The sequence below is a fragment of the Calditrichota bacterium genome (assembly GCA_020637445.1).
Taxonomy (GTDB): domain Bacteria; phylum Electryoneota; class RPQS01; order RPQS01; family RPQS01; genus JABWCQ01.
Genome location: JACJVZ010000001.1, coordinates 537,234 through 563,811 on the forward strand (window position 1 = coordinate 537,234; position 26,578 = coordinate 563,811).

Genomic DNA, 26,578 nt, shown 5'->3' on the forward strand with positions numbered 1-26,578 from the left:
GACGGATGGCACGGTTTAGTGTGATGATGTATCTCGAGCGGACGTCGCCGCAACGGCCCGCGAGCGCTTCTTCACCGGGAACAATTCGCGCCAAACGTCCGTGATGTTTTCCGCGAAGATGACGTCCATGCCGTCGCGCAGCGGTTCGTCGAGTTCTTTCCAATCCGGTTCGTTCTCAGCGGGAACGATCAGTTTGCGAATGCCAGCGCGTTTGGCGGCCATGGTTTTCTCGGCAAGTCCTCCGATTGGCAGAACGTACCCTCGCAACGTTATCTCTCCGGTCATGGCGATGTCCGCGGGAACCGGCGCCGACGTCAGGGCAGAAAGTAATGCCGTCGCGAGTGTGATGCCCGCCGAAGGTCCGTCTTTCGGCGTCGCCGCTTCGGGAATATGGAAGTGCACGTCGAGCTTTTGTACGAAATCCGCTTGCACACCCCAATCGCTGCCGTGTGCGCGAATAAATGACATCGCGGCATGCGCGGACTCTTTCATGACGTCGCCGAGTCGGCCCGTGAGCTGTATCGCCCCTTTGCCTTTCATCACACTCGCCTGAATATTGAGAATTTCACCGCCTTGCGACGTCCAAGCAAGACCGACGGCGGTTCCAATCCGATCACCCTTGTCAATCTGATTGTCCTTGTAGGGCGGCGCCCCCAAAAGTTTGTCGAGTTTGTCGGTCGAAACCACCACTGTATTGCCAACTTCGCGCGCGTTTTCCCGTGCGACCTTTCGGCAAACACGCGCCATAAGACGCTCAAGTTCACGCACGCCCGATTCGCGAGTATAGGAAGAAACTATTTTGTCCATCGCCGCCGGATCAATACTCAGTTCCGCTTCCCTCAGTCCGTGGTCGCGGATTTGCTTGGGCAGCAAAAACTCGTTTGCGATGTGCAGCTTCTCGTGGTGGAGGTAGCCATGCAGATCAATAATTTCCATACGATCCTGCAACGGCAGCGGAATATCATGTTGAATGTTCGCCGTCGTGATGAACAGAATTTGCGATAAGTCAAAATCAACTTCGAGATAGTGATCCGAAAACGTCGAGTTCTGTTCGGGATCAAGAACTTCGAGCAGGGCGGAGGACGGATCGCCGCGAAAATCCGACGACATCTTATCCACTTCGTCAAGCAGGAAGATCGGGTTCATCGATCCGGCGCGCTTCATGCCTTGAATAATTCGTCCCGGCATCGAGCCAATGTATGTTCTGCGGTGGCCGCGAATTTCAGCTTCGTCGCGCACTCCGCCAAGTGAAATGCGCACAAAATTTCGTCCCATCGCCCGTGCAATCGACCTTCCCAACGACGTCTTGCCGACTCCCGGAGGACCGACCAAACAGAGAATCGGCCCGCGAATCTTTTCGACTCTCGCAAGTACGGCAAGATGCTCGAGAATTCTTTCCTTGGGTTTGCGCAGACCGAAGTGGTCTTCGTCGAGAATACGCTGTGCTTCCGCCAAGTCCAGCCTGTCGGTCGTCGTCACACCCCACGGCATTGCAAACAGCCAGTCAAGATAGTTCTTGATGACCGTCGCTTCCGGCGACATCATCGGCATACTTTTGAGCTTGTCCATCTCCTCTTCGGCACGCTGTCGAACTTCTTTTGGCATTCGCAGCTTACGCATTTTCTTCTTGTACGCGATGACGTCGGAAAACTCCTCGTCGCTTTCTTCTCCGAGCTCTTTCTTGATGATGCGCATTTGTTCTTGCAGAAAGAAGTTGCGCTGAGTCTTGGAAATCTTCTCGCGCACTTGCCCTTCGATATTGCGCTCGATCTTCAGAATCTCAATTTCTTCGTCGAGGGTGCGGTTGATGATCTGGTACTGCTCGGGAACGTACGATTGCTCGAGAATGTCCTGTTTGCGAACGGCCACCATTGGCAAATGCGCGGCGATGAAATCCGCGACGGCCACGGGTTCATTGAGGTTGTTCAATGTCAGGAGAATTTCGTCGGGCAGTTGACGGTTCAGACTCACGTAGTCACGGAACCCGCGCAGCGCGACCTTCATATGCGCGCGCGCTTCGGCACCGTCGGCGCCTCGTATCTCCATCGGTTCGATCGACGCATACAAACAATCGTCCTCCGGCGACCACGACGAGATCTTCGCGCGGCGCACTCCTTCGACGAGTACCTTCACGAGTCCGTTTGGAAGTTTTAGGGTCTGCAGCACGTTTGCGACGACGCCGATTTCGAACAGATCTGCGGGAGTGACTTCTTCCGTTCCGGGGTCACGCTGAGTTACCAACAAGATGCGCCGCTCGTTGAGCATGGCTTTTTCTATGGCAACCAGCGTCGCGGCGCGGCCAATCAGCAGCGGAAAAATCATAGAGGGAAAAACAACCACATCGCGCAGAGGAAGGACGGGCAGGAGTTCGGGATCGCGGGTCTCGAGGGTTTCGAAAGACATGTAAAATCAGGGAATATTGTGAAGAAAAAAAACAAACCGGCTGGATATTACACCAGCCGGTCGGAAAGATACGAAAATTCAGGCAGAAATGCTAAGGGTCGGACTTAGATTTCTCTCCGCAGCCGTTTCACGGGAATACTTAGTTGTTCACGGTATTTCTGCACGGTACGGCGAGCGATGGGAAAGCCTTCGATAGCAAGCATTTCAGCGATGGCCTGATCGCTTAGTGGATCGCTCTTGTTTTCTGCGTCGATGATTTCCTGAAGTCGAGACTTGATGACCTTCGTGGAAATCTCCTCGCCGTCGGAAGTTTCCATGCGTTCGCTGAAAAAGTACTTCAGCTCAAACACGCCCCACTCCGTTTGCACGTACTTGCCGTTGGTTACGCGGGAAATCGTGGAAATGTCCATTCCGATGTCCTCGGCGATATCCTGCAGAATCATCGGCTTCAAAAACTCACGGCCCTTCATGAAGAAATCTTTCTGGCGTTCAACGATCGCGCGCATCGTTCGCAGAATCGTCGCGCGGCGTTGGTGGATCGCATTGATAAACCAACGAGCACTCTCGAGTTTGCGCGTCACAAATTCCTTGACCTTCTTGTCCGTATTGCCGGACAAGAACATCTCTTTGTAAGCCGTATTGACATGGAAATTCGGTGTATTGCCGTCGTTCAGATACACCGCGAAATCGCCTTCATCGTCGACGCGCGCCACGACCAAATCAGGAACGACGTAGTTTTGTTTTTCGTCGAAATAGCCTTCGCCCGGTTTCGGGTTCAGCCTGCGAATTTCTTCGTACGCATCCTTGACGTCTTCGAGTGTGACCGCCAGTTTGCGCGCGACGACTTCGAATCTCTTATTCATGAAATCGTCGTAGGCTTCTTCGAGCATGCGGATCGGAATCTTGAAATCCTGCGGATTGTCTTTCTGACGGAGTTGTATCAACAGGCATTCGCGCAAATCACGAGCGGCGATTCCCGGGGGATCGAGTTCTTGAACGATTTTCAGCACTCGCTGTGCGACGGGAACCTCGACATTGAGCTCGCGTGCGATCTCTTCGATTGGATAACTCAGGAATCCGTCCGGATTAACGGAACCGATGATATATTGACCGACACGGTACTCTTCGTCTGTCAGGCGCTGCAAACGGAGTTGATCTTCAAGATGTTCCGCCAGTGACTGCACAAAGGGGCGGGGGAGGTCCGTCAGCTCGTCGCCTGTGCCGGTAAACCGGGAGGCGCGGTAGCTTGCGTGTTCGTCGTCGTTCAGAAAACTGTCCCAGTCGACGTCATCATCAAATGCCTTTTCGTGCGTCTCAGGCTCTTCGCGTTCGGCGCGGGAAGGTGCTTCAAACCCGGCGGAATCGCCAGAATCTTCCAATGAAGCGGAGGATTGGTCAGTTTCGACTTCGGACAGGGCCTTGTCCACAACGACCTCATCTTCAGCTATCTCCTCCAAAAACGGATTTTCCTGAAGTTCCGCGCGCACACGGAGCTCCAGCTCCAGCATGGGGAGTTGAATAAGCTCACTCCGCAGGATTTGCTGCGGCTGGAGATATTGCTGAAGTTCGGGTTTAAGGACTTGTCTCAGTTCCATCAGATACCCTCATGGTCCGGTCGGTGGGGGTTTTGTCGTTCAAACGGATCCAAGTGGGCGGACCCAAACCGACAAAACGTTGGCAGATACCCTGAAATGCGCAAGGCACGTGCCAATCGACTCACAACTCAACCAAACGCGCAAAGATTGTTAGAAAGATACGTGTAAATCACTGAAAATGTTATCTTGCTGTGTTAGATAGCTTCGCCGCAGGGCAGCATATGGGCAGGAATCTCTGCCCATCAAACAACTTCCCGGCAAAGCAGGTGCTATAGCATTGGTCACAAGCGGAAAGAATCGCCGAGGTAGATTCGGCGGGCCTCCTCGCTGTTTGCCAAAAACTCAGCAGATCCTTCCATCAAGAGCTTGCCGCTGTAGATCAGATAGGCTCGGTCTGTGATGGCCAAAGTTTCGCGGACATTGTGGTCCGTGATCAAGACGCCGATTCCGCGATCCTTGAGCGACCTAACGATGGCCTGAATATCGGCCACTGCGATAGGGTCAATGCCGGCAAAAGGTTCATCCAATAGCATGAACTTGGGTCTGGTCACGAGGGAGCGTGCAATCTCAACCCGCCGCCGCTCTCCGCCCGACAACTGAAACCCGCGATTGTTGACGACGTGCTCAAGTCGAAACTCAGCGAGCAGTTCATCCGCCCGCAGCTTTCTTTCGGCGCGCGAGATCGGCAACAGCTCCAAAATAGCCATCAAGTTTTCACGAACAGTGAGCTTGCGGAAAACCGACGGCTCTTGAGAAAGGTAGCCCATGCCCAGCCGTGCCCGTTTGTACATCGGCCAGTCCGTGACTTCAGTGTCGCCCAAATAGACATGACCTGATTTTGGCCGAATCATGCCGGTCACCATGTAGAAGGTCGTCGTCTTACCTGCTCCGTTGGGCCCCAAGAGGCCGACAATTTCGCCCGTGCGAACTTGCACGGAAACGCCGTCTACGACTTTTCGCTTGCCATAGTACTTCACGAGCTCATCGCCGCGCAAGGTGATCGTGAGGCTTGGCGAGGAAGCGGTCTCAGTCGAAGTAGTTTCCACTAAGTTGTTCACGCAGCATCCTCTTCGTTTTTGCGGCGCGCCATCCAAAACCCGACGCCAACCAGCAGAAGCGCAAGGAAATACGAGGCTGTTGCGACGTTAACGCCCAACCGCTCGCGGTTGCCCATGTACTCAAATACAATAGAGTGATTTCCTGCCGGCAAATAAAGTCCTCGAATGAACCCGTTTACGAGATAAATTTCGCTTTCCTGTCCGTCTACAGTGGCTTTCCATTCAGGCTTGTAGTAAGCGTCCGCGAGCACCATGAATCCCGGTGAAGCATTAGACGTTGAAATCTCGACGTGATGAGTTGCATACTTCGTAACGTCTGCCTTTGACTGTGCAGCAGAGCCGATTCTCCCCGGCAGTGCGTGCTCAATGACGGCAACACGAGTGAATGGAAATCCGGGACGACGCATGGTTTCAAACGCATTCGTCCGCTCGGGAATTACGAGCACTGAGTCGATAAAGTACGCTCGCTGCTTGGCTCCCGGAATCAGATAGGCAGCCATCTTCGCCGATCCGTCTTCGAAGGCCTTCGTAAATCCCATTTCCTCCGGCAGCAATCCTTCGGTGATCATGTACTGGCAGTTTAGCGATGCCAATAGCTCGGTATTGACCGGAAACTGCCGGTTCGTGCCGTTGTAAAAAAGATTGTCCGCGACGTCCTGCCAACTGCGCAGCTTCGCACCGTGATAGCCTCCAAGAGATTCCACGTCCCATGCCGCCCACCGGTTATCTTGATTCAATCTGCCAACCGGAAATACGCGGAAGACATTGTCCTTTTCTGCTTGTTGGAGTGCCGTTACGACTCTATTCGGGCTAAGTGACGTCAATTGTTGTCCGCGCGGCTGCGGTGAAAAGAAATTCTGATCGAACAGTCCGAGATCGGCAACGGTTAGAATGAGCATTGCGGCGATCAGCAATGTCTTGGTCAGCTTCTTCAGAAGATAGAAATAAACTGCGGCAAGCGTAAGCGCAATTAAGAACAAACGGACGGTGAAGTCGCTCGCAAACATTGCGGCACGCTGGCCGATTACTTGAGGCAATTGCGCTCCGTAGCGCTGCGCCTCTCCATCTTTGGTCAAAGCCGCCAAACTCTTGGCCAGCGATTCACCTCCAACCAAACCAATGACGAGCAGCACGACCGCCGCGATCAGAGCATACTTGATTGCTTTGTGCCACTTCTCATTATCTTGGTTTTCCTCCAGTTTGCGGAACCCAAACGCCGCAAGCAGGGCCGCCGAGATTATTACGAGCAACAGAATCAATGAAGGCGTACGGAACTTGTCGAAGAACGGGACATAATTAAAGAAGAACCCGTAAAACGCCTGGAAGTGTTTTCCGAAAGAAAGTAAAATCGAAAAGACGGACACGCTAAGGAGTCCCCAGACGAACCTGCTCTTCTTGCCGATTAGTGCAAGAATCGCGAAGATCAACGGAACAACACCGAAGTAAAAACTCGACGACGTGAACAGCATGTCGCCCCAATAGGTCGGCGACTTGAGGCCGTACCACGAAGGGAAAATGAACGTGACGAGTTCAGCGGGTGCCATGCTCCACGAAGTCGCATCTTCGATTGAATATCCACTTTGTCCCGCCGCGCCGATCGCCGGGCCGATGCCGCGAATCGACCATTGAACATATTCAAACAACGGCAAGTACCACAGAGCTCCTACTCCCGCGGCGACCACAACCGCGATGGCCATTTGTCCGCCTGCGGTGATGACGTTCTTTGCGCTGCCTTCGCGGAACTCGTGAATCGCCCACGTGACAAACAGAATCAAAACGGAAACTCCCGTGTAGAAAAGCACCTGCGTGTGACCGCCGTGTTGAATCTGCCATCCGAAAACCATGCAAAATAGAGCAAGGTCAAGCAACCGTCGTTTCTCGAAAACCTGCCAACCCAAGAACATCAAAATCGGAATGTAAATGAAGGTCGCGAGTTTGCCGCCGTGCGATGCGGTTACCAATGAAATAAAATACGGATTCCAAGCCAGTACCAATCCGCACAGCACCGCAATCAAGACACTGAATCCCAATCTTCGCAGAGCATAGTAGACGAACAGTCCCGCATAGAGCATCAATGCGACAAGCCACTTTTCGCCGCGCGTCGGGCCGTCATACTTGCCCAGCAGCAGCACGTAGTTCGTGAACATGTCCGCCCAGTAGCGCGGGTTCACCCACTTGTAGGCAAGTGAATACGGAGCTTCGAGGTACTCGTAATTTGAATACGCTCCGGCGGCGAAAGAAGGAAAACCGCCGAAGAGGTCGGAACACCACAGCGGATACTTGCCGCTTTCGGCTTCGTGGATCGCGAAAGTGTTCAGCGCGACTGAAGCCTCCGTATCGTCGCCGGCCGAGAAAACCTTGTTGCCGATCACGACTTGATTGAACAACACCACAACCAAGATGTACAATGCCAAAACGCCGAAGACGTCAGGCAGCCACTTGGGCAGCGGTTTCTTTTCGGGCGATGCGACGGGGGCGGGTTTCGCGTGTTTAGCGCTCACAAGTGTCTCCGGTCAGGGTTTGCGTGCTGCGGGATTCGCAACAAAAGATTCTGGGGTGTATTTTCCTTCAGTACCGCCTTCCACGCGGATGCGCGAGATGCGGTGATTGTCAAACGAGATGAGCAGCCTGTCCCCGCTTGTAGTGTTTAGGCCTTCAGCTTCTTGCTTGTCGCGCACATAATACGTGGCGGTCGCGTTCTCTTCTACCAATGCTCGGGACAATGTGCTCTGTTCAATCCACAGGGTCATCAGTTTGCCGGTGAGAATTTGCCGAGGCGAAGCCGGCAGCGTGTCGGCCGGACTTGAAGCGACGGCGTCGCCATGAACTTCCACCCGTTCCAGTTCTTCTTCCTTGAAGAAAAGTCGCATGCTGTCTCCCGAGATACTGTCCGCGCCGGACAACGCGAGCGGTTCTCCCGTCAACTCTGCGAAGAGCGAATCCGGATAGAACACGAGCAAATCGCCAAATGCATTCAAGCTGTCGCGTTCAATCGAAACATGGTGTCTCGAAGTGGCTTCGCCGAGAGTTTCGTTATAGGTGATCGTGTCGCCTTTGATTTTCGTGTCGACGATTCCGACGCTGTCGCGGCGCGTGAGCACGGGGTCCCGGGTAACCCACGCAGATTTGTCGCGGTGATTGAAATAGCCGATTTCTCCCGTAAGGGTTACGCCGCGGGGGTCATACTTGACGCGTACCCGATCGTACAGATAACCGTTGCCGAGCCGTTCGCGATAAACGGCGCGGTTGCAGTAGATTGTGATTGAGTCCTGATAGATACGAATGTCGCCTTTAGCTTCGAGCTCTTCGGTCCAGTCGTCGTAGCGCACTTCGTTGGCAAACATTAGCCGCTCTCCGTCCTGAAACATGACATTCTCGCGGAATATCAATTTGCCCGAGTCCGGAAAATACAAAGCTCGATCGCAATTGATCTCCAAACTATCTTTGACGATATATACGTCTCCGTCAAGCTCCTGCATGCGTTGGCCATTTTCTTCGCCGTATCTAAGCGAATTTGCGCGGCGCAGCTCAACGGCACCTCGCTCCGGCTGAGCGTGGGCCTGCATAACTAAGGCAAATATCAGAAACAGGACGTACATGTTATCGAGTAGAATCGGGAGCAGGTTCGGCTGGCCGCGTCGGCCTGTCGCGCAATGTTCTGCCCGTCGGGTCAAGAACCGTCCAGTTTTTCAAGTTCTTGTCCGCGCGAAACCCTGTTCCGTAAATCGTATCCGTTGGAGTGGAAATCTTCACCGGTCCGTCAGCGGAGATCATTCCGGTCGTATTGTTATACATCAATACGTTCGATTCAAGTCGTTCGCCGCTGTCCGAAACTGCCACGACATTTCCATAGGCATTCAGATTTCGCGAGTTTTCGGATGCAGTTCCCGAGTCCGCCCAGATCGTCGTGCGGTGGTTGCCGAACTCGTCAAAAAAATCCGCGACGATTCCGCTGTCGAGAATAATCAGGCTCTGCTTTTCATATTGCAGGACATGTCCCGCGTCAATCACGGTCGCCAATCGGTCCTCCGTGTAGAAGGAGATTTTGGCATTGAACAGCTCCTGCTCGGGAAAGACCTCCTCGGCAGGAGTTTCGGGAGGAGCCGGCGGAGTGGAACACCCCAGCCAAACAAACACAGCCGCAGCGAGGAGCCAGCAGACCCTATTCATTTCCCGATTCCGGATTTTAGCAGGTCGTGCATGTGTACGATACCGACAAGGTGGTTTTGACGGTTGACTACGGGAAGCACCATGATATTGAATTGTTCCATGATATTCACCGCTCGGCTTACCAACGCATCCTGCTGGATGGAACGCGGGTTCTTCGTGGAAACTTCACCAATCTTTACACTCGAGAGGTCGACATTTCGTTCAAGCGCCCTGCGTAAATCGCCATCGGTGAAGATACCCTCAAGTTCACCCTTATCATTTTGGATGCACACGGCTCCCAGCCGCATTCGTGTCATGACCATGATCGACGATTTCAAATCATCATCGGCGGCCACGATTGGCATATTCGCGCCGGTATGCATTATGTTCTGCACAGTCAACGAGAGTCTTCGTCCCAAGGCACCGCCCGGATGCAAGAACTTGAAATCGTCAGCTTGAAATCCCTTGGCTGTCAATAGCGCAACCGCCAAAGCATCTCCCATTGCCAGCGCGGCAGTAGTTGACGCCGTAGGAGCCAAGTTCATGGGGCAGCCTTCTTCGGCCACAGACACGTCCAGCACGACGTCGCAGCGCTCCGCGAGAGAACTTTTTGGATCGCCAAGCAATCCAATAATTGGGATACCAAGGACCTTCAAGTATGGCAGTACCGTCCACAGCTCGTCGCTTGCGCCGCTTTTGGAAATTACGATTGCCGCGTCATCGCGGGTGACCATTCCCAAGTCACCGTGAGCAGCCTCGGCAGGGTGGAGGAAGCTCGAGGGAGTACCGGTGGACGCGAGTGTTGCCGAGATCTTTCGACCCACGTGCCCGCTTTTGCCAACTCCCGTCACGACAACATGTCCCCGAATCCCCAACAAAAGCTCAATAGCCCGGCGAAATTCGCCGTCAACTCGACCGGCAAGCGTTTGAACGGCCGCTGATTCAATCTCCAAGAGTCGTTTCGCTGCGGCCAATGAGTCCGGAATATTTTCTTTTGGGCTCATGCAGGCTCCACGTCAAAGCTGTTCACGAACTCCTCCCATTTCCCGTTCGCCCACAACCACAAGTCCAAGAACTCTCGCACACAGCCTCTGCCTCCGGGCGAATTTAGGACGACGTCTACCCCACCCAAAAGAGCGGGGTGAGAGTCTGCCGGGCAAACTGAGAGTCCGACTCCGGCGAGAGCCGGAAGGTCTACCAAATCATCTCCGATAAATGCTACTTCCTCGGAGAATAGATTATGCTGGGCCATGATCTGCTCGACAATCGGCCACTTGGCCAGAAAACCGAGGTGAATATCGCTGAATTTCAGTGCGGAAAGCCGAGCTTGTGTGGCAGGCGACTTCCGGCCGGAAATGGCCGCAGTCTTGATTCCAAATCGGCCGATACGACTAAGGATAAGACCATCCCGAGTGGAAAAGCCCTTGGACTCGATCAGCGAGTCATTGTAGGCGATGGTCCCGTCAGTCAGGACGCCGTCAACGTCTACGATGACCATCTTGATTTTACGCAGCCTCTCCGTCAGTTCTTTTGGAAGCTCAGGATTAAAGGCCAAAACAGCGGATTTCAATCGATTATTCAAGGATAATTCAAGTCGGGGTATAATTTTTGCTTTACGAGAAAGATAGGGCAATTTGCCAGAATTGTCAACCCTTTTACACACCTTTAACCCTCCGGTTTCCAGTCCCGCCAAACCCAACAACTGAGTTCCAAACGGTTGAATTTGTTAGGCATTTCTGCTACCTTACTTTGCTATCTTCCCGTCCGCAGGATTTCTAATGACCCGCTCCGAACTTGACCAAGCATACGCCTTGTGGCGAGGCTCTTCCATTCAGGAATGGGCCAAAAGTACTCTGACTGGCCCCACTCCGTCTTTGGCCCGCAGCGCGGTACCGATGGTGAAATCGCTGTCCGAGATTCCCGGTGGACCGTACAAAGCCAATATCACCGGCAAGAATGCCTACTACGGCCACCCAGAGCTAAAAGCTCGAATTGCGCAGCTTTATGACGCATCACCCGAGGAAGTTTTGTTGGCACAAGGCGCGAGTCAGGTGAACTTTTTGATTGCGGGCGCACTGCTTGAGCACGGCGGTGAAGCAATCGTGGAGTCTCCTGTTTACGAGCCTATTGTGCGGGGCATCGAAATGCTTGCAGACAAAGTCAAGGTGCTCAAACGCAAACCCACCCATGGTTTTCAGCCCGGTTTGCAAGACCTGAAAAGCCTGATTTCGCGCGACACGAAGCTGGTCTGGTTGACCAATTTGCACAATCCAACGCAGGTAGAACTGGACACAGAGGTCCTTCGTGAATGTGTCGAAATGTGTCGAGATGCCGGTGCCGCGCTTGTGGTGGACGAGGTATATTTAAACTTCACGAGACCGGACTTTCGCTCACATGCCTTCACCTATGGCGGCATATCCGTAAATAGTCTTGATAAGACGTGGGGGCTTGACTCATTGAGAGTCGGTTGGGCAGTTGCTCCGTCGGAAATCGTTGATCGCGCCTACAAGTTCAACAACCTGATGGGCGTAACTCAGCCCTACGTGACTGAAGACTTGGCAAACCAAATTCTTCGCGATGACTCTGCCGTTGAGTGGTTCAAACTGCGGAGAAACACCTCCTGCGGGCAGTTTTCGCTCTTGACAAGTTTCCTTAAGCGCACACCGGAGTTGGAACTGCTTCCGCCGAGCGGCGGCGTAAACGCGTGTCTGAAACTGCCCGAAGGTCTCGACGACCGACGCTTTGTTGAAGCTCTCTGGAAAGTAAAACAAGTGCGCGTTTTTCCGGGGTCATTGTTTGAGCTGCCGGGATACATTCGCGTAAGTGTCGGGTGCGATCCCGTCGAAACGCGACTCCACTTGGGCGAACTGGGAGACATGATTCGGGAGTACCGTTGAAACTCTTTGCCTGCATAGGGTGCCTGTTGATCGTGCAGTCGGCAATGGGCCAGACATTGACCGAAATTGCTGCGCGGGACGTGCTGGTGAAGTTTAATCAGCTTCCGCGAACGCTCGATGCCGCGGAGTTTCCCAATAGTGAGCAGATTTTGTCCGTGAAACGAGCACTTCCGGCTTCTGAGCGTACAGCCGAGCTGGCCAAAATCATCTCGCTGAAGCTAAGGACGGAAGAAGAAGCGGAGTCGATGGTTGCGGAGCTTCGGGCCGATCCATCTGTAGAATGGGCGGAGATTCGCCAGATGCGTTATACAGATGCACGAGCAACGGTGTCGCGCATGCGCTATCCGCTCGACTCACCTCCCAATGACCCGTTCTATTCACAGCAATGGTGGCTCGACCAGATTGAAGCCCCCGCGGCGTGGGACATTGTGGAACCCGAAAGTTCGATTGTGCTGGCGATTGTTGACGACGGAGTCTATTTCGGTTTGTCGGAATTGGCAGAAGCGCGGTGGGAAAATCTCGCAGAAGTCAACGGGTTGCCGAATGTGGACGATGACGGCAACGGCTATGTCGATGACCTGTATGGATACGATTTCATGCAGTTTGACGGAGATCCTACGCCGGACCCGATTGATGGAAACAATTCCCATGGAACGCATGTTTCTGGAATCGCCGCTGCCGCACGCAATAATCGCATTGGAATCGCCGGTGTCGCTGGCGGAGCCAGAATTATGGGCGTGCGCGTGGGACAAGGAGGGACGATTCCCTACGGCTATGAGGGAGTTTATTACGCTTGCCGCAACGGAGCAAGGGCCATAAACTGCTCGTGGGGCGGAGGCTCCGAGTCCGCGTTCGAACGCGAAATCGTACACTACGTTCTTGAACAAGGCTGCGTATTGGTTGCGTCTGCCGGCAATGATGGCGGAAATCGGCCGCGCTATCCCGCAGCGATTGAGGGAGTCTTGAGCGTGGCGGCGACAACCGCTGCAAACACAGCGGCGAGTTTTACGAATTTCGGTCCGTGGGTGAAAATCTCTTCGCCGGGCGTGCATATCTTGTCAACGGTTGTCGACGGAACTTACGGAGCGTGGCAGGGAACCAGCATGGCCGCGCCCATCGTCACGGCGGTTTGCGGTCTGGTGATTAAGAAACATCCGGAATGGAGTAGCGGTCAAGTCGTCACGGCGGTTTGCAATTCTGCCGATCCAATAGACGAGATAAACAGTTCCTATTCCGGACAATTAGGTTTGGGACGAGTCAATGCATATCGTGCGGTCTCAAACATTGAGATTCCGCGTGGACTGCGGTTCAGTGGAGTAAGGATTTCTGAAGCTGCCGGAGACGGGGACAACAGAATCGAAGCAGGCGAACGGGCCTATCTTGACGTGGAAGCGACAAATGAACACGGCAGTCTCGAAGGAGTCCACGGAACGCTTGTAAGCGAGCTTGACAGCATTGTCATTTATGATCAGGAGCTTCGCTACCGGAATCCACTGCCTCAGGGAACTTGGCTGTCACAAAGCTCTGATTATCGTATCGACCTGCCGGAAAACATTGACCGTGGCGCGGTGCTTCCAATTGCTATCGAGTGGTTTGACGGCTTGGAGCGCGTTATTGGCCGTGCCACGACGACGGTACTGCTTGACACGACGTACGCTGAGTTGGAAACTTCCGAGTTGAAATTTGGTTTGGGTGAAAACGGCGCTTTAGGATACTTTGACTATGTGCGCAATATCCCCGTCGGACCGGGCTTCGCGCTAAAGAGCAACCTAAGCAACGCACTGTATCACGGTTCATTTTTCTTAGGAGTAAACGGCAAGGTTCTTGATAATTTCTACGGAGATTCAGCAGGTTCGCGCTTCGACTGGACGGCGTTGCCGGATGTGTATGCTGAACATGCTGAGTCCGCACTGGCGCCACAAGCTGTAAGCACCCGTTTTGATGATCGACGCGTTCCGCAGTCGGAAAGACTCGAAGCGGAAATAGCGGCAACCATGCTTTCGTGGCCAGAGATTCCGCGCGGATATGCATTTGACCTCCAAATTGTCAATCGCAGCAGCGAAGAGTGGACCGACGGCTATTGCGGGATGATGATGGATTGGGATCTTGGTCCTGCCAGCCGCAACTTTGGTGGCTACGACAACACTGCGGGGTTGCTTTACGTGCGCAGCGAGTTGCCGTCTTTACCGATGGTTGGAATTGCGGGGCTTGACCAACCGCTGGTGACAGGTTTCGAAATCGGAAACCGCAGCGAGTTTCAATTCGGAGGCTTCACGGATGCTCGCATTTGGGACATCATGACTTCCGGTATAGGCGGGTTCGTTGCCACGCCGCGGGATCTTAGTCATATTGCCGCAGTTTCACTCGGGCACGTCGCAGCCGGTGACAGCGCTCGCAAACTCATTGCCGTCGTAAGCGGTTACTCAATCGAAGAAATGCGCGACATACTCCACGAGATTCGCCTCAATCTGGGAATTGAAGAGATTCAGTCTCCCCGCGAATTCTCGGGAAACACCGGCACATCAGTTCGGTTGTCACCGAATCCTACTGTCCGAGGACAGTTACTGGCGATCTCGGGGCTCCCGCAAGGGGCGGCTAAACTTAGACTTTACAATATACTTGGACAGGAAGTCGCGCGGCTTGACCTGCAAGTCGGCGCGGCGGGAAGACTTGAGTTCGCGTTGCCACCACTCGTGGCTCCGGGACTCTTGTTTTATCAATTGGAACATGCTGGCGGAAAATCCGCCGGAAAACTCCTCTACCTTCCATGACCCGGCACACGGGTTGCAATTAGACTTTTTCTATGAATCCTAAGAGATTGAAAATAAAGCTCTCGGTACTCTGCATAGGGTTGTTTTTGACCCTTTTTCACGGCACTGCGGAAGCGCAATTTGTCATTGACGGATTTGGCATTTCCGGCAGTGAAACGGTGCGGGATACGTTGGTTGAACAAGGCGACAATATCTACGTCCTTCTAACTGTTCAAACTCCGGAAGGCTGGACGATTGACGGCGCCGGACTGCAGGATGAAAGCGCAGACGTGGCCACAATCTACTTCTATTCGGTGGCCGTTCCCATTGGCAATCCGTCAAACTCCGCCGTGGTCGACATTGATACAGAAACTCTCGAGATTAACCAGGACAATGACCCCCCAACGGTAAGTTTCAAAGTGAGACTGCCAGAAGTGCTTGCCTTGAACTTGCGCTCTCTTCAAATGGTCGTGTCTGTATACGGACGCGATGAGCTGGATAGTCTGCACTATTCTGACGTGGTCACGAGTTTCATTGACGCCGGAGAATATGTCGGTGTCGACAATCCCATTGACGATTTGCATGCTTCTTATTTGGATGTGGACAGGTCTGCTAACACGAAACCGACGATTACCGCTCCGCTGAATAATGAGAGGGTTGGCAGGTTGTTCACAGTGGCATATTCGCAGCCGTTGACCGCGCAGCGACATACTTTGACCCTGGTGATGCTGGAATACCCGTACTCCGGCGGCCCGACTATCACGCACCGCCTCTTTCTGACTGATTCGTCGGCAGGAGAGAACAAGGAATTGACGCTCAACAGTCTCAATCTCGGGCAGTCGGATGGAGTGGACTCAATATCTGGGAATACGTCTCTGAATCACCTTTCCGATTTGGACCTATTCCTTTTCTACAGACTGGCAGGCTCCCAAGGCGAGTGGACGGACAGCGCGGCAGTCGTTGACCTGAGGGTGGATTTGCTGACCGATACACCGACATTGACCGAACCACGGTTGGGATCAGAATCGCCAATACCTGAAGTCCGGGTGATTTACAGACTACCGGAACCGGCGGACACTGTTCAGTTGACGTTCACAAGCGATTCTCTCTCATTGGTCGAGGATCCGTTTAGCCCGCATATTATTACGCTTGAAACTGAAAACAACGGCGCCGGCGAGCACTATCTTGTTTTGGACGGAGGGGACATCGGAGAAAACGGACGGCACGTTCTGATCAGCAACAACGGTCCGGAAGACGAGCTCGTTTCACAGGTTATTTACAATGTAACACTGAGCTACGGCGACGAACTGAATAATCCGCAAACGTCGGTTACGAATAGCGGCTACATTTGGCCCGAAGATTTAACCACGCTGCCGCCACGCATAATTGCTCCAACGACCAATACGAAGGACAACAGCTCCTTCTGGGTTCAGTTTGAACTTCCTGAAGTACCTCTGCAAGGCAGCGTGTATTTGTCGTTTACGGCACTCCCAGAATATGCCGGTTCGCCGCACATTATCTACCTTGGTGGTCTCGCAGCCGGAGGAGTGCATAGCTTGTTCTTGAATGGGCAGGCGCTTGATATGAGCGGACCGCCTGTCACCAGCGTTCAAGGCGGAAACTCATTCGTTGACGGATCTCGTTACTTCATTCGAGTTGCCTATCAAGATCACTTGGGCAACGACGAAGCCGAATCCACCGCGCGCTTAATTACATACGATAACTCGAGCGAACCTCCGACAATTCTATCTCCCGTCGACGGAGATACTTTGACCTTCGGACAGCTTGATGTCACGTACTCTCAGCCGGAGCCTGCGACAGGCGGAACCGTCAAGATCACATTTGAACAGACTGGCGGTCCTGAAGTAGATTTGTTCTCACCGCATATTTTGTATTTGACAGATGCCGGATCCGGCGCGGAAAAAACCGTGACTATCAGTCCCGCATTTCTGGAGTCCGGTGCGGGAGTAGACTCCGTACACAACCCGGGAACATTGGTTGCTCGCGGACTGTATCGCATGACTCTCTCCTATCAGGACCAGCTCCTGAATCCCGCGGGATCCGTGTTCGTGCGCAATCTGATGTTTCCCAGTGGTTCTACCGTGACGATCAACGGATCGACTTTGGGAACGGCAATAACTCCGGGTGCAACCAATGTTCCGTTGATACAATTCGGCTTAATGTCTGACGGAGGCAGCGCGCTGCGCGGACTGAATCTATCAGTTGAAGGGTCGGTTGTTTCTTCGGATGTCATTGCGAGCAGAATGATTCTCTGGTCCAGTGTCGACAGTCTGCTGCAAACGGAACTCGATGTACCTCTCGATACATTGGATAATTGGTACGGCGGTGACATGTCGTGGGATTCTCTTAGTCTGGAACTCAGCGAAATCGAGCGGCATGTGATTGTCAGTGGAGGCTTCTCGACAAGTGCGAATGCTGCCAATACACTAAACCTTGTTCTGAATTCCGGAACTTCTGTAGATTGCGGCGGCGATCCGGTAGTTTGCACAAACTGTCCTGTGGGAATGCCTGACATCGCACTGCCTGTCTTAGTCTCCAGCATGTTCGTTGAAGAAGATACGACGTTCACGGCCTTGGTGGTCAATTGGATTGCCGAATCAGAGCACAACGTTCTGGGATTCAGGCTGTGGCGCACAGATGACGTCGACGGAACTTACAGAGTAGTAGGCAGCTATTCCGAAAATGAAGAGCTCTACGGTCGTGGCAATGCGGCGACCGCGAAACGCTATCGTATTGTCGATAGAAACCTGCGTCACGACAGAGTGTATACGTACAGCGTCGACGTCGTCGGAATGGACGGCCTTTCGGCGGCTATCGGACTGACAGCAAGCGGAACACCAGCACAACCTCCGTCAGATTTTCACATTCAAAAGATTTACCCGAATCCTTTCAACCAAGAAACTGCGATTCAATTCGTCGTTCCTTTCGCTGAAACAACGACTCTGATTATCTACAATATCTTGGGTCAGCCTGTTCGCGAATTGATCAACGCGCAACTTGCTCCGTCCGTCTACCGGGCCCACTGGAACGGACAAAATGATCAAGGCATGACCGTTCCTTCGGGCGTCTATTTCGTTCGTCTCCGCGCAGCCGGCCGATTCGACACGACGCAGAAAATACTCCTCATTCGCTGATCGACTTTCCCCAATACACTGGCGGCAGCATCATTTGATGCTGCCGCCGCTTTCATACTCTTCACGTGTCTTTACTACCTCAATCCGTTGACGTAATTATCGTCGGCAGCGGCATCGCCGGTCTGTCCATGGCACTTCATTGCTCAAAATTTGCCGACGTACTTTTGATTACCAAGAAGAACTCCGCGCAGTCGGCGACAAATTGGGCGCAAGGAGGAATTGCGGCCGTGACAGCCACGGACGACGACTTCAAACTGCATGAGACCGACACAATGACGGCCGGCGCCGGGTTATGTGTTGAAGATGTGGTCGAAATGGTCGTGCAAGATGCTCCGAAGCGCGTAGACGAGCTCATGCAGCTTGGCGTAAGATTCTCAAAACGTGATGGAGAAATCGAACTCGCGCGCGAAGGCGGGCACAGTCGTGCGCGGATTCTTCATCATAAAGACCAGACGGGGCAAGAGATCGAATCGGTTCTGCTTAGTCGGGTGACCGAGCAGCCGCGAGTGCATCTTCTTGAGCACCACGTGATGGTAGACCTGCTAGTCACCCCTCGTCCAAAGGCAGAAGCGGCGCAGAAAGGTCAGCGCTGCTTTGGAGTGTATGTCCTTGATTCACGCAATGGCGCCATCTCACCGGTGACGGCAAAGGCCGTTGTGTTGGCCACGGGCGGTGCGGGTATGGTCTACCAGCATACGACCAATCCGGCCATTGCGACCGGCGACGGTGTGGCCGCAGCCTACCGAGCGGGAGCGGTGGTGTCGGACATGGAGTTCTTCCAGTTTCATCCGACGACGATGTATGACCGCGATGACAGCGTGCAGAATCACTTGATCACGGAGGCGCTGCGCGGAGCGGGTGCAAAGCTCAGAACGCAAGACGGAATTGCCTTCATGGAGAAATACGATTCGCGAGCGGAACTTGCTCCCCGCGATATCGTTGCGCGGGCAATCGACGCAGAACTGAAACGTACCGGCGATGCCTATGTCCTGCTCGATTGCACTCACTTGGATGCGGACCCTCTGCGCGCGAGATTCCCGTACATTGATCAAAGCTGTAAAGACAAAGGTTTTGATTTCACAGAGGAACCCATTTGGGTCGTTCCCGCAGCGCACTATCAGTGCGGCGGAATTGAAACGGACAAGCTCGGACGCAGTTCGATTCAGGGTTTGTATGCAATCGGCGAGGTTGCCTGCACAGGCCTTCACGGAGCCAACCGGCTTGCCTCAAACTCGCTATTGGAAGCAGTGGTATTTGCCGCTAATGCTGCTGAGAATTGCGAGGAGTGGTTAAAGTCTTGTCCCCCTGTGCCGCAAGGCGATCCTTGGTCGTCCGAGGGAACGCACTCGGAGGATGAAGCCGTTTTGTTGAAGCATAACATCGACGAAATTCGCCGAACAATGTGGAGCTATGTAGGCATCGTGCGCACGACCAGAAGGCTCAAACGAGCGCGCAACCGCCTCGACTTGTTGACAAAAGAAATTGCGGAATTCTACCAGCGGACCCAAATGAGTCCGGAACTGGTAGAACTCCGCAATCTGGTATTGGTAGCGGATTTGATCGTGCGGTCAGCGCTTGACCGTAAAGAAAGCCGCGGCCTGCACTACAGCACGGATTATCCTTCTATGGATACTTCAGCGGCTCCGCGGCATAGTCGTTTGTCGCGGCTGGCGGTTTTGCCACCGTCCTCCGCTCGTTAAGCCAATCACCGAGAATCAGGGCGAGGCCAATCATTGTGGGTACCATGGCCATCCCTCCAAGGTCACTATCACTCGACATGCCGTACCACGCTAGCATCGCGAGACCTATGCCCAAGAAGACGAGTCCCCGGACATACGGCCGACGCCTCTTGGAAACGCCATCCTGATAGTCCATGGGAACTGGAAGGCCTTTTTCGAGGGCAAGCATGCGCTCTTCGTGGAGGAGTTTGACGCGCATCCGCTTATTCCTGTTGTCCATAATCACGACAATGAGGACAAGGAGGAGTAGGCCGCTGACGACCGTGAGGCCGATAAGTGCGCCCAGAACATCATCTAACATATAGGTTCTCCTAAACTTGGGTCGCTGCCTGAATCCCAAATGAGCAGCGGACTCGTTCCTGCAGGTCCCTGCACGGGGCCGTTTCGGTATTTATGAGCGCTTAATCAGCCGGAAAGTTGCAACCTTTGGTCTGGTTTCGCTCTCAATATTAATAAACAGAGGACAAGGTGTCAACTCCGCCGACAGAAGATCAGGACCTTCATCTGGTAGAGCGGATCCGGGCGGGGGACCAGCAGGCATTCGCAGAACTGATTGACCAGTACAAAGGAATGGTTCTGAACCTTGTCGCACGGATGGCGGGGAAGGTCGAGAATGCGGAGGACTTGGCGCAAGAGGTCTTTATCCGGGTTTGGAAAGGTTTACATAATTTTCGTGGTGATTGTAAACTTTCGACTTGGATATATCGAATCGCCTTAAATTTGGCAATAGCGGAAAGCAAAACCGCACGGTCGAGATCTCAGTTTTTGGATATTGATGACCCGGTCACGGAGCGCGGCCCGCAGTTTGTGGATGAAGACGAGAATCCCTACGGTCAGGAAGTCCGTTTAAAGGAGCAGATGATTAGGCTGCTTCCGCAAATGGCCGAGAAACACCGCACGGCTGTAGTGCTGTTCTATTTGAAACAGCTATCATATAATGAAATATCAGATATCATGGACGTGCCTGTAGGAACGGTGAAAAGCTACCTGTTTCGCGGGAAGGCTTGGCTTAGAGAACAAATGTTCGGAGACAGTCTGGAGGAACTCGAATGAGCGGCAAGCGAAAGAATCACATGTATGAACGGGCATGCGATCGTCTTCATGGGGAGATGACTGCGGCGGAAGCGGCTCAGTTTGATCTTGAATTGAAATCCGACCCGGTGCTTGCAAAGTGTTTTCGGGAGATTGCGGCCGTCGATCACGCTTTGTCGGCAATGCCGGTCTTGTTACCTTCGGCCTCATTTACAGCTTCAGTCCTGCGGAAAACCCGCCCGGTTGTGTTGTCTGAAAGGGAAAAATCGGCTTGGCTGGATTGGCTGGTTGGTTTGGCGCCTGCCATCGGGTTGTTTGTGATTGCACTGGTATGGGGACGCGACCTGTGGGGCAAAGCTGTGGGCGAAATGTACGAAGGAGCTGGTTGGTTGGACAGTGTCCTCGGAATTTCGTGGTTTGAGCACCAGCCATTTGTGCTCTTGGGTGCCTTGATCCCGATCGTGGTTGTGGGGGTTGCCTACTCGGTGATGCACGAAAGTTGGGGCGCAGAAGCGTAGTATTATCAAGAATTTTTGACCAAGGGCAGCCGATTTCGGTTGCCCTTTTTTGGTTTTCAAATTGACAAGTGCTATAGAAAACATTATATTAGCTTAATTGGGAACTGGGGGGCCGTTCCTGAGTTAGAACAACATAGCGCCATAACAAATCATAGAAAGAAGGTAAGGATGAAGAAAGTACTGGGATTGATGCTGATGGTTGCGCTGGTTGCGTTGCCGGCGCTTGCAGGCGATGACGCCATGGTAAAGCCTGCCTCTGACGACGTGCAAATGGCTACAATGCACATGGCCAATAACGTCGTTTCCGAACATGATGGCCACAAGATGGCAATCTGCGGCTGCGGCAAGGAGTTCGAAGTCACGAAGGACAGCCCGAGCATGGATATTCACGGCATGACTTTGTATGCCTGTGGTCCGGAATGCGCGGAACATATGAAGGGTGCCAGCGCCGAAGACATGATGAAAGCCGTGTCCGGTATTGAATCGAAGATGGGAACGGCGCACATGGTAACCAACGAGTTCGAGAAGGACGGCAAGCACATGGCGACGTGCGCGTGCGGTACCGAGTTCGAAATCACGGACAAGACGACGTGCGTGGTCGCGGACGGCATGAAGATGAGCGCCTGTTGCGACGGTTGTGCTCAGCACGTCATGAAGGCAAGTGCCGAGGATCGTCATGCGATGATGACCAAGGTCGCACAAATGCCCGAGAAGCAATAGTTACCCCTGCCTTAAAGGGCAAGGTTAGGTTTCAGGGCCGCCTTAGGGCGGCCCTTTTCTCATGGAAAGTATTGAAATTTGGGTGGGGAATGGGTAGATTGAGGATATGAAACTGCTGACCTCAATTTTGCTGGTTCTGTTAATCTCGCTTTCCGCGAATGCACGTGCGCGAAACTCGGGCTTTCCGTTGCTGAGCAACAGCTCGTACGACTTTGCGGAGCGCTATGAAACACGCGAGAGAATCTGGCTGTATTCCGAAGCGCGTCCTCGCATCAAAATGGTGTTTCACATGCGGCGGGATTCAACGGCGGAAGCCAGATTCATAGTCGATTCCATCAGCGCCCGCATCGCACCCCCAGTACGCAGACTTTCAATAGAAGCACAGCGATATCAGATTGAAGAACGTGCGCGCGAGAGAATTTATGGCGGCGACATAAATGTGATGCCGGTCGAGGATTGGCGCGTTCGCTTTTGGCCGCCGATTTTTGACTCGTTTTATACAGATCGCGTCTACTTCTTTTCAGACTGGCGCAATTTCGATGAGCTTGCGTTTGGCATTCAACCCGTTTATGGATTTGAGTACATTGATACGGACGATGAGCGCGGGAGCATTTCGCGGTTCGCAGGCGGATTGCGGCTTGAAGCGGGATACAAACAAAGACTCTATGCGATGGTGGATTTCCGGGATTACACGGAAACCGGAAACGGTCCCTACGAAACACGCAGCTCACTCTACGAAGACCGTTGGGCCGCCATCGAACTTAAGGGCGACAATAGCACATCTTATGATATCTCGGAATCCCTGATTCAATACTACGGAACAGACTTAGCTGTTACGGCTGGACGCGGCCGTCACCAATGGGGCCCGTCATATTTTGGCGGATTGATTCTGAATGGTTACGCACCACCCTTTGACTATTTGCGCTTTGATGCGGCACCCGGTCGTGTGAATTACACGTTTTTGCACGGAGTTTTAGAGTCCACAATTCCGTCGGACACTCTCTACATCAATCCAGACGGACGACCGCGCACTATAAACTCCCAGAAGTACATCTCGGCGCAGCGACTGGAAATCATGCCCGGTCCGAACGCGCTGTTCGGGTTTTCGCAAGCCGTCATTTACGGTGATCGCGGAGTGCAATTGGGCTATCTGACTCCTATGAATTTCCTTTACAGTGTCCAGCACTCGAACGACGACAAAGACAATCTGCTACTCTCTTTTGATGGCAAATGGCGCATCAAACCGGGATTAAAAGTCTACGGAGAATTTCTGTTGGACGACGTCATCGTCAGTGACATTTTCGGCAACAGCGGCGGCGGCAGCAAGAATGCCTACACGCTTGGTGTGCATGGAATTATCCCCAAACCGTTCTGGGAAAAATTTGACGCGCGGTTTGAATACACCAAAGTTCGTCCATTTGTCTACTCACACTTTTTTGGAGTGAACAAATATACTCATTGGACATCATCCTTGGGCTACACCAATGAACCCAATAGCGAGTTCATTCATTTTAGACTTGGCGCATCGTTCTATCCGCTCTATGCCGCAATTTCCTACGAAAGACAAAATCACGGTGCGAACACCGACGAAAAAAACGTCGGCGGATCTATCGACGCTCCGAATTTTGGGGATTCTGATTCGGACTTTGTGTTTCTCGATGGACAATTCATAAGGACGGAAACGATTACTCTCTCCGGTCGATATGAAGTACTCCCAAATTTGAACTTGCTGTTCTCGCTTTCCAATATTTCACAGAGCAAACTCGACAACCGTACTGAAATTCACGCAGGATTCGGATGGAATCTTTAGACGGCCATAGGCCGGCGACGCTAATCGTCGGAGTGTCGGGCGATTTACTGGAAGTGGCGCGCGAGTTGGGGCGGCAAGGCGAACGCATCGGGTTGCTTTCGCGGAACACGGGCCTCATTTACCGCTACCAAGAGCGGCTCCAGTCATGGGGTGTCGATTGTGAGGTCTTTGTGGCGGATGTCACCGAATCGCAAGGCGTGCTGAATGCCATGATGAAATTCAGTGCATGGTCTCCGCGTGTGGACAGATTAATTTACAATGTTGGTGTGTTGTCGACGGAGAGTGCGGCATCCGTAACAGAGGGCGAACTCGCGCGAGTGATGGGGGCGAATTTTTTCGGATTCGTGAATTGTTTTCAACTGGTCTTGCCGATGTTTCAAAGGCTAAAGCGCGGACATGCCATAGTCCTGTCAAGCGCTGCGGCCTTGGATGCCGAAGAACAGCCTGTAGCCTATGCGGCGAGCAAGGCTTCGCTTAAAATCTATTTAAATTCACTTCGCAAAGAAATCGCGGCACTCGACATTGCAATAAGTGAAGTATACCTTGGTAGAGTGGCAACTCAAGAAGGGCCACGCGAACTTACGTGTGAAGAAATCGTGGTGGGAGTTTGCGACGTTATCCAATCTCGGTCAGAGCGTCTGATGATCGGTGACGAAGGAGAAAACTCCACAAATTGAATCAGTGAGGTAGCAGTGTGAAATGGTCGATAGAGTACTGCGTGCAGTGAAACTATGGTCCACATGCGGCCAGTTTGGCTGAAAATATGAAAAAACAGGGACTTCCAGCCCCAGAGATGATCAAGTCTGGGGGCGGCGCATTTGAGATTCGCAAGGATGGTCTCCTCCTTTTTTCAAAATTTCGTGAGCACAGATTTCCAAACGACGATGAAATATTTGAATTACTTAGAGATAAGAGCTAACTTGTGAAAACATAGGTGTGAGAAATTGTGTCAGGAATGATTGACATTCCGTCACTCCAGCCATATATTGACAATGTAGTCGTGTATTGGACACGAACGTCTGCGTTTTAGAAAACGCCTCAGAATTTGTAGATCACCAGAGAACAGAAGGTTACGCGCATTTTAGGTCGGAAGATCTCCGCAACAAAATGGGACATTCTAACATGAGAATGAACTATTACAAGTGGCTTCTGCTTTGTATGGCCGTTGCATCAATTGCGACGGCTGGGGTGAGGTACGTCGGAATGGGGCCAGTGTCCGGAAAATGGGATGTTGGCGATTCCGTGATTGTTGCGGAAGGCGCATTTGTCCCTGAAGGAGAGGTTCTCGATGTTGAGCGCGACGTACATATCTACTTCGAAGGCATTGAGAAGTTCTCGGTAGAAGGCGTTCTGACAATTTTGGGTACGGTTGATGAGCCCGTGACTATTTCGTGTATGGAAGGCTGGCGCGGACTTCAGCTCAACGGGGAAACGGGTTGGCACACTCTGAATAATGTCAAGTTCTCATCGGTTTTGGGCTTGGCGCACCAATGCGTTGAAGTCCTAAACGGTGGTTTGGAGATGAACGGTTGCAGCCTTGAGGCCGCAGAAACTTGTATGCGCGCCACGGCTGCTGAGCTTCATGTACGAAGCAATTCGTTTCTGACACATCGACTGTATTCGAAAGCAGTAATTTTGAACAGGCTTTCTGGCGCCGCGTCCTCCGACTGCGAGTTTGCGCCCGGCAATATCTTTCGTGATAACTTTGTTCGCGCCATTGTTCCTCAGTTGAACCCGGGTGATCCCATAGATCCGTTTGCGGTGACCGCAGGACTTTGGATCGACGAAAGCACAAATATTTGTCTTTCACACAACGACATCACAGTGGTTTCGCCTTTGGTTGCTGTGGGTGTTCGATTCGGGAATTCTCCTGAATCCGGTGTACAGTTGTGGAAACTGGATTATACGATCGTCTACGTTGAGAGCATGTCGCACATGGTGATCGGCGTGCTGAATGAAGTGGACGGTGATTTGGATGTTTCGAAGATGACGATAACCGCGCTTGGTGCGCCGGGCTTCGGCTCGAGCTGTTTCTTTGCCGCGCGTACGTCGTACATTCAGATAAGTTCGACGACTTCGATCATGCGCAACGCTACCGACATCTTCTTTAACACAAGTGGCGCTGGTCGAATTGACGCAAACTATATCGTCAAGTGGACGGCCGACGGCGCGACAGTAGCTGGCGTAATGGGATCGCAGGAGAATGAAACGCAGTTGCTAAGTGACGTCGACGAATACGCGATCAACATTGGCGACTCTGTTTGGGAAGCGGATCCCGGTTTCGCGGCAGTTGGTGAACTGGGCCAGTGGGAGACTGCGGCAGAAATGGCGGCCTTCTATTCCTTGACCGCGGGATCTCCGTGTATCGATCACGGTGATCCGACTCGGGGACATGACCCTGACAACACACGTTTAGATATTGGCCGATTCTACTATCATCAGACCTCTTCGCCTGTAGGCGAGCGGCCCGAAGTTGCAGAGACAGTAATGTTGGCTGCCTATCCAAATCCGTTCAATCCGAGCACAACGCTGCGGTTCGAAGTCGCCAACCCGGGGATATTGCGGGTCGCGGTATGGGATGTCTTAGGGCAAGTCGTCTATCAGTCTGTAGTTCCCGTTTATTCGGCGGGTTTGCAAAATGTGCACTTTGAAGCCTCTGGTTTAGCTTCAGGGCTTTACATAGCCCGGGCCGAACTGGATGGACGCTTCCTCGGCACACAAAAGCTGATGCTTGTAAAATAAGCTGAATCAA

The 26,578-nt window shown here is 52.9% G+C and carries 20 protein-coding genes; 11 read left to right on the forward strand and 9 right to left on the reverse strand.

What is annotated here, in order from left to right; translation table 11 throughout:
* Nucleotides 1–15 precede the first annotated feature (15 nt).
* The 8 genes from lon to H6507_02050 form a co-directional block, all read right to left on the reverse strand.
* Nucleotides 16–2,403 carry an endopeptidase La gene (gene lon / locus H6507_02015; protein MCB9367878.1) on the reverse strand — a complete coding sequence of 796 codons (2,388 nt, stop codon included), beginning with the start codon at nucleotides 2,401–2,403 and terminating at the stop codon, nucleotides 16–18.
* 104 nt (nucleotides 2,404–2,507) lie between these two features.
* On the reverse strand, nucleotides 2,508–3,998 hold the full coding sequence (gene rpoN / locus H6507_02020) for an RNA polymerase factor sigma-54 (GenBank protein MCB9367879.1): 1,491 nt from the start codon (nucleotides 3,996–3,998) through the stop codon (nucleotides 2,508–2,510).
* Nucleotides 3,999–4,279: 281 nt separating this feature from the next.
* Nucleotides 4,280–4,999: an LPS export ABC transporter ATP-binding protein gene (lptB, locus tag H6507_02025; protein MCB9367880.1), complete on the reverse strand. Its 720-nt coding sequence runs from the start codon at nucleotides 4,997–4,999 to the stop codon at nucleotides 4,280–4,282.
* 53 nt (nucleotides 5,000–5,052) lie between these two features.
* The gene (locus tag H6507_02030; GenBank protein MCB9367881.1) at nucleotides 5,053–7,557 is read right to left on the reverse strand and encodes a YfhO family protein; all 2,505 of its coding nucleotides are present in this window, start codon (nucleotides 7,555–7,557) and stop codon (nucleotides 5,053–5,055) included.
* 12 nt (nucleotides 7,558–7,569) lie between these two features.
* Nucleotides 7,570–8,655 (reverse strand): hypothetical protein, encoded by a 1,086-nt coding sequence (locus H6507_02035; GenBank protein MCB9367882.1) that lies wholly within the window; start codon nucleotides 8,653–8,655, stop codon nucleotides 7,570–7,572.
* A gap of 1 nt (nucleotide 8,656) precedes the next feature.
* A complete protein-coding gene (gene lptC, locus H6507_02040; protein ID MCB9367883.1) occupies nucleotides 8,657–9,226 on the reverse strand; it encodes an LPS export ABC transporter periplasmic protein LptC in 570 nt (189 codons plus the stop codon).
* Nucleotides 9,223–10,209 (reverse strand): KpsF/GutQ family sugar-phosphate isomerase, encoded by a 987-nt coding sequence (locus H6507_02045; GenBank protein ID MCB9367884.1) that lies wholly within the window; start codon nucleotides 10,207–10,209, stop codon nucleotides 9,223–9,225. The genes lptC and H6507_02045 overlap by 4 nt, the downstream gene beginning before the upstream one ends.
* Nucleotides 10,206–10,775 (reverse strand): hypothetical protein, encoded by a 570-nt coding sequence (locus tag H6507_02050; protein ID MCB9367885.1) that lies wholly within the window; start codon nucleotides 10,773–10,775, stop codon nucleotides 10,206–10,208. The genes H6507_02045 and H6507_02050 overlap by 4 nt, the downstream gene beginning before the upstream one ends.
* Nucleotides 10,776–10,983: 208 nt before the next feature.
* On the opposite strand from H6507_02050, the gene H6507_02055 reads away from it, so the two are divergent.
* The 4 genes from H6507_02055 to nadB all read left to right on the forward strand — a co-directional run bounded on the left by H6507_02055 (nucleotide 10,984) and on the right by nadB (nucleotide 19,707).
* Nucleotides 10,984–12,102, forward strand: a complete 1,119-nt coding sequence (locus H6507_02055) for an aminotransferase class I/II-fold pyridoxal phosphate-dependent enzyme (protein MCB9367886.1) — start codon at nucleotides 10,984–10,986, stop codon at nucleotides 12,100–12,102.
* Nucleotides 12,099–14,873 carry a S8 family serine peptidase gene (locus tag H6507_02060; GenBank protein ID MCB9367887.1) on the forward strand — a complete coding sequence of 925 codons (2,775 nt, stop codon included), beginning with the start codon at nucleotides 12,099–12,101 and terminating at the stop codon, nucleotides 14,871–14,873. Before H6507_02055 ends, H6507_02060 begins: the two co-directional genes overlap by 4 nt.
* A 47-nt stretch (nucleotides 14,874–14,920) precedes the next feature.
* A complete protein-coding gene (locus H6507_02065; protein MCB9367888.1) occupies nucleotides 14,921–18,007 on the forward strand; it encodes a T9SS type A sorting domain-containing protein in 3,087 nt (1,028 codons plus the stop codon).
* Between the two features lie 65 nt (nucleotides 18,008–18,072).
* Nucleotides 18,073–19,707, forward strand: coding sequence for an L-aspartate oxidase (gene nadB / locus H6507_02070; protein ID MCB9367889.1), 1,635 nt, complete (start codon nucleotides 18,073–18,075; stop codon nucleotides 19,705–19,707).
* Here nadB and H6507_02075 read toward each other — a convergent pair.
* Entirely contained in the window at nucleotides 19,631–20,047 is a 417-nt protein-coding gene (locus H6507_02075) for a hypothetical protein (GenBank protein MCB9367890.1), read from the reverse strand. The genes nadB and H6507_02075 overlap by 77 nt on opposite strands.
* A 167-nt stretch (nucleotides 20,048–20,214) precedes the next feature.
* Here H6507_02075 and H6507_02080 point away from each other — a divergent pair, with 167 nt between their 5' ends.
* The 7 genes from H6507_02080 to H6507_02110 all read left to right on the forward strand — a co-directional run bounded on the left by H6507_02080 (nucleotide 20,215) and on the right by H6507_02110 (nucleotide 26,568).
* On the forward strand, nucleotides 20,215–20,799 hold the full coding sequence (locus tag H6507_02080) for a sigma-70 family RNA polymerase sigma factor (protein ID MCB9367891.1): 585 nt from the start codon (nucleotides 20,215–20,217) through the stop codon (nucleotides 20,797–20,799).
* Nucleotides 20,796–21,296 (forward strand): hypothetical protein, encoded by a 501-nt coding sequence (locus tag H6507_02085; GenBank protein MCB9367892.1) that lies wholly within the window; start codon nucleotides 20,796–20,798, stop codon nucleotides 21,294–21,296. The genes H6507_02080 and H6507_02085 overlap by 4 nt, the downstream gene beginning before the upstream one ends.
* A 168-nt stretch (nucleotides 21,297–21,464) precedes the next feature.
* The gene (locus H6507_02090) at nucleotides 21,465–22,016 is read left to right on the forward strand and encodes a hypothetical protein (GenBank protein MCB9367893.1); all 552 of its coding nucleotides are present in this window, start codon (nucleotides 21,465–21,467) and stop codon (nucleotides 22,014–22,016) included.
* Nucleotides 22,017–22,122: 106 nt separating this feature from the next.
* Nucleotides 22,123–23,826: a hypothetical protein gene (locus H6507_02095; protein ID MCB9367894.1), complete on the forward strand. Its 1,704-nt coding sequence runs from the start codon at nucleotides 22,123–22,125 to the stop codon at nucleotides 23,824–23,826.
* Nucleotides 23,814–24,503 carry an SDR family oxidoreductase gene (locus H6507_02100; protein MCB9367895.1) on the forward strand — a complete coding sequence of 230 codons (690 nt, stop codon included), beginning with the start codon at nucleotides 23,814–23,816 and terminating at the stop codon, nucleotides 24,501–24,503. Before H6507_02095 ends, H6507_02100 begins: the two co-directional genes overlap by 13 nt.
* A 74-nt stretch (nucleotides 24,504–24,577) precedes the next feature.
* Nucleotides 24,578–24,745: a hypothetical protein gene (locus H6507_02105; GenBank protein MCB9367896.1), complete on the forward strand. Its 168-nt coding sequence runs from the start codon at nucleotides 24,578–24,580 to the stop codon at nucleotides 24,743–24,745.
* 188 nt (nucleotides 24,746–24,933) lie between these two features.
* Nucleotides 24,934–26,568, forward strand: coding sequence for a T9SS type A sorting domain-containing protein (locus H6507_02110; protein ID MCB9367897.1), 1,635 nt, complete (start codon nucleotides 24,934–24,936; stop codon nucleotides 26,566–26,568).
* Nucleotides 26,569–26,578 lie beyond the last annotated feature (10 nt).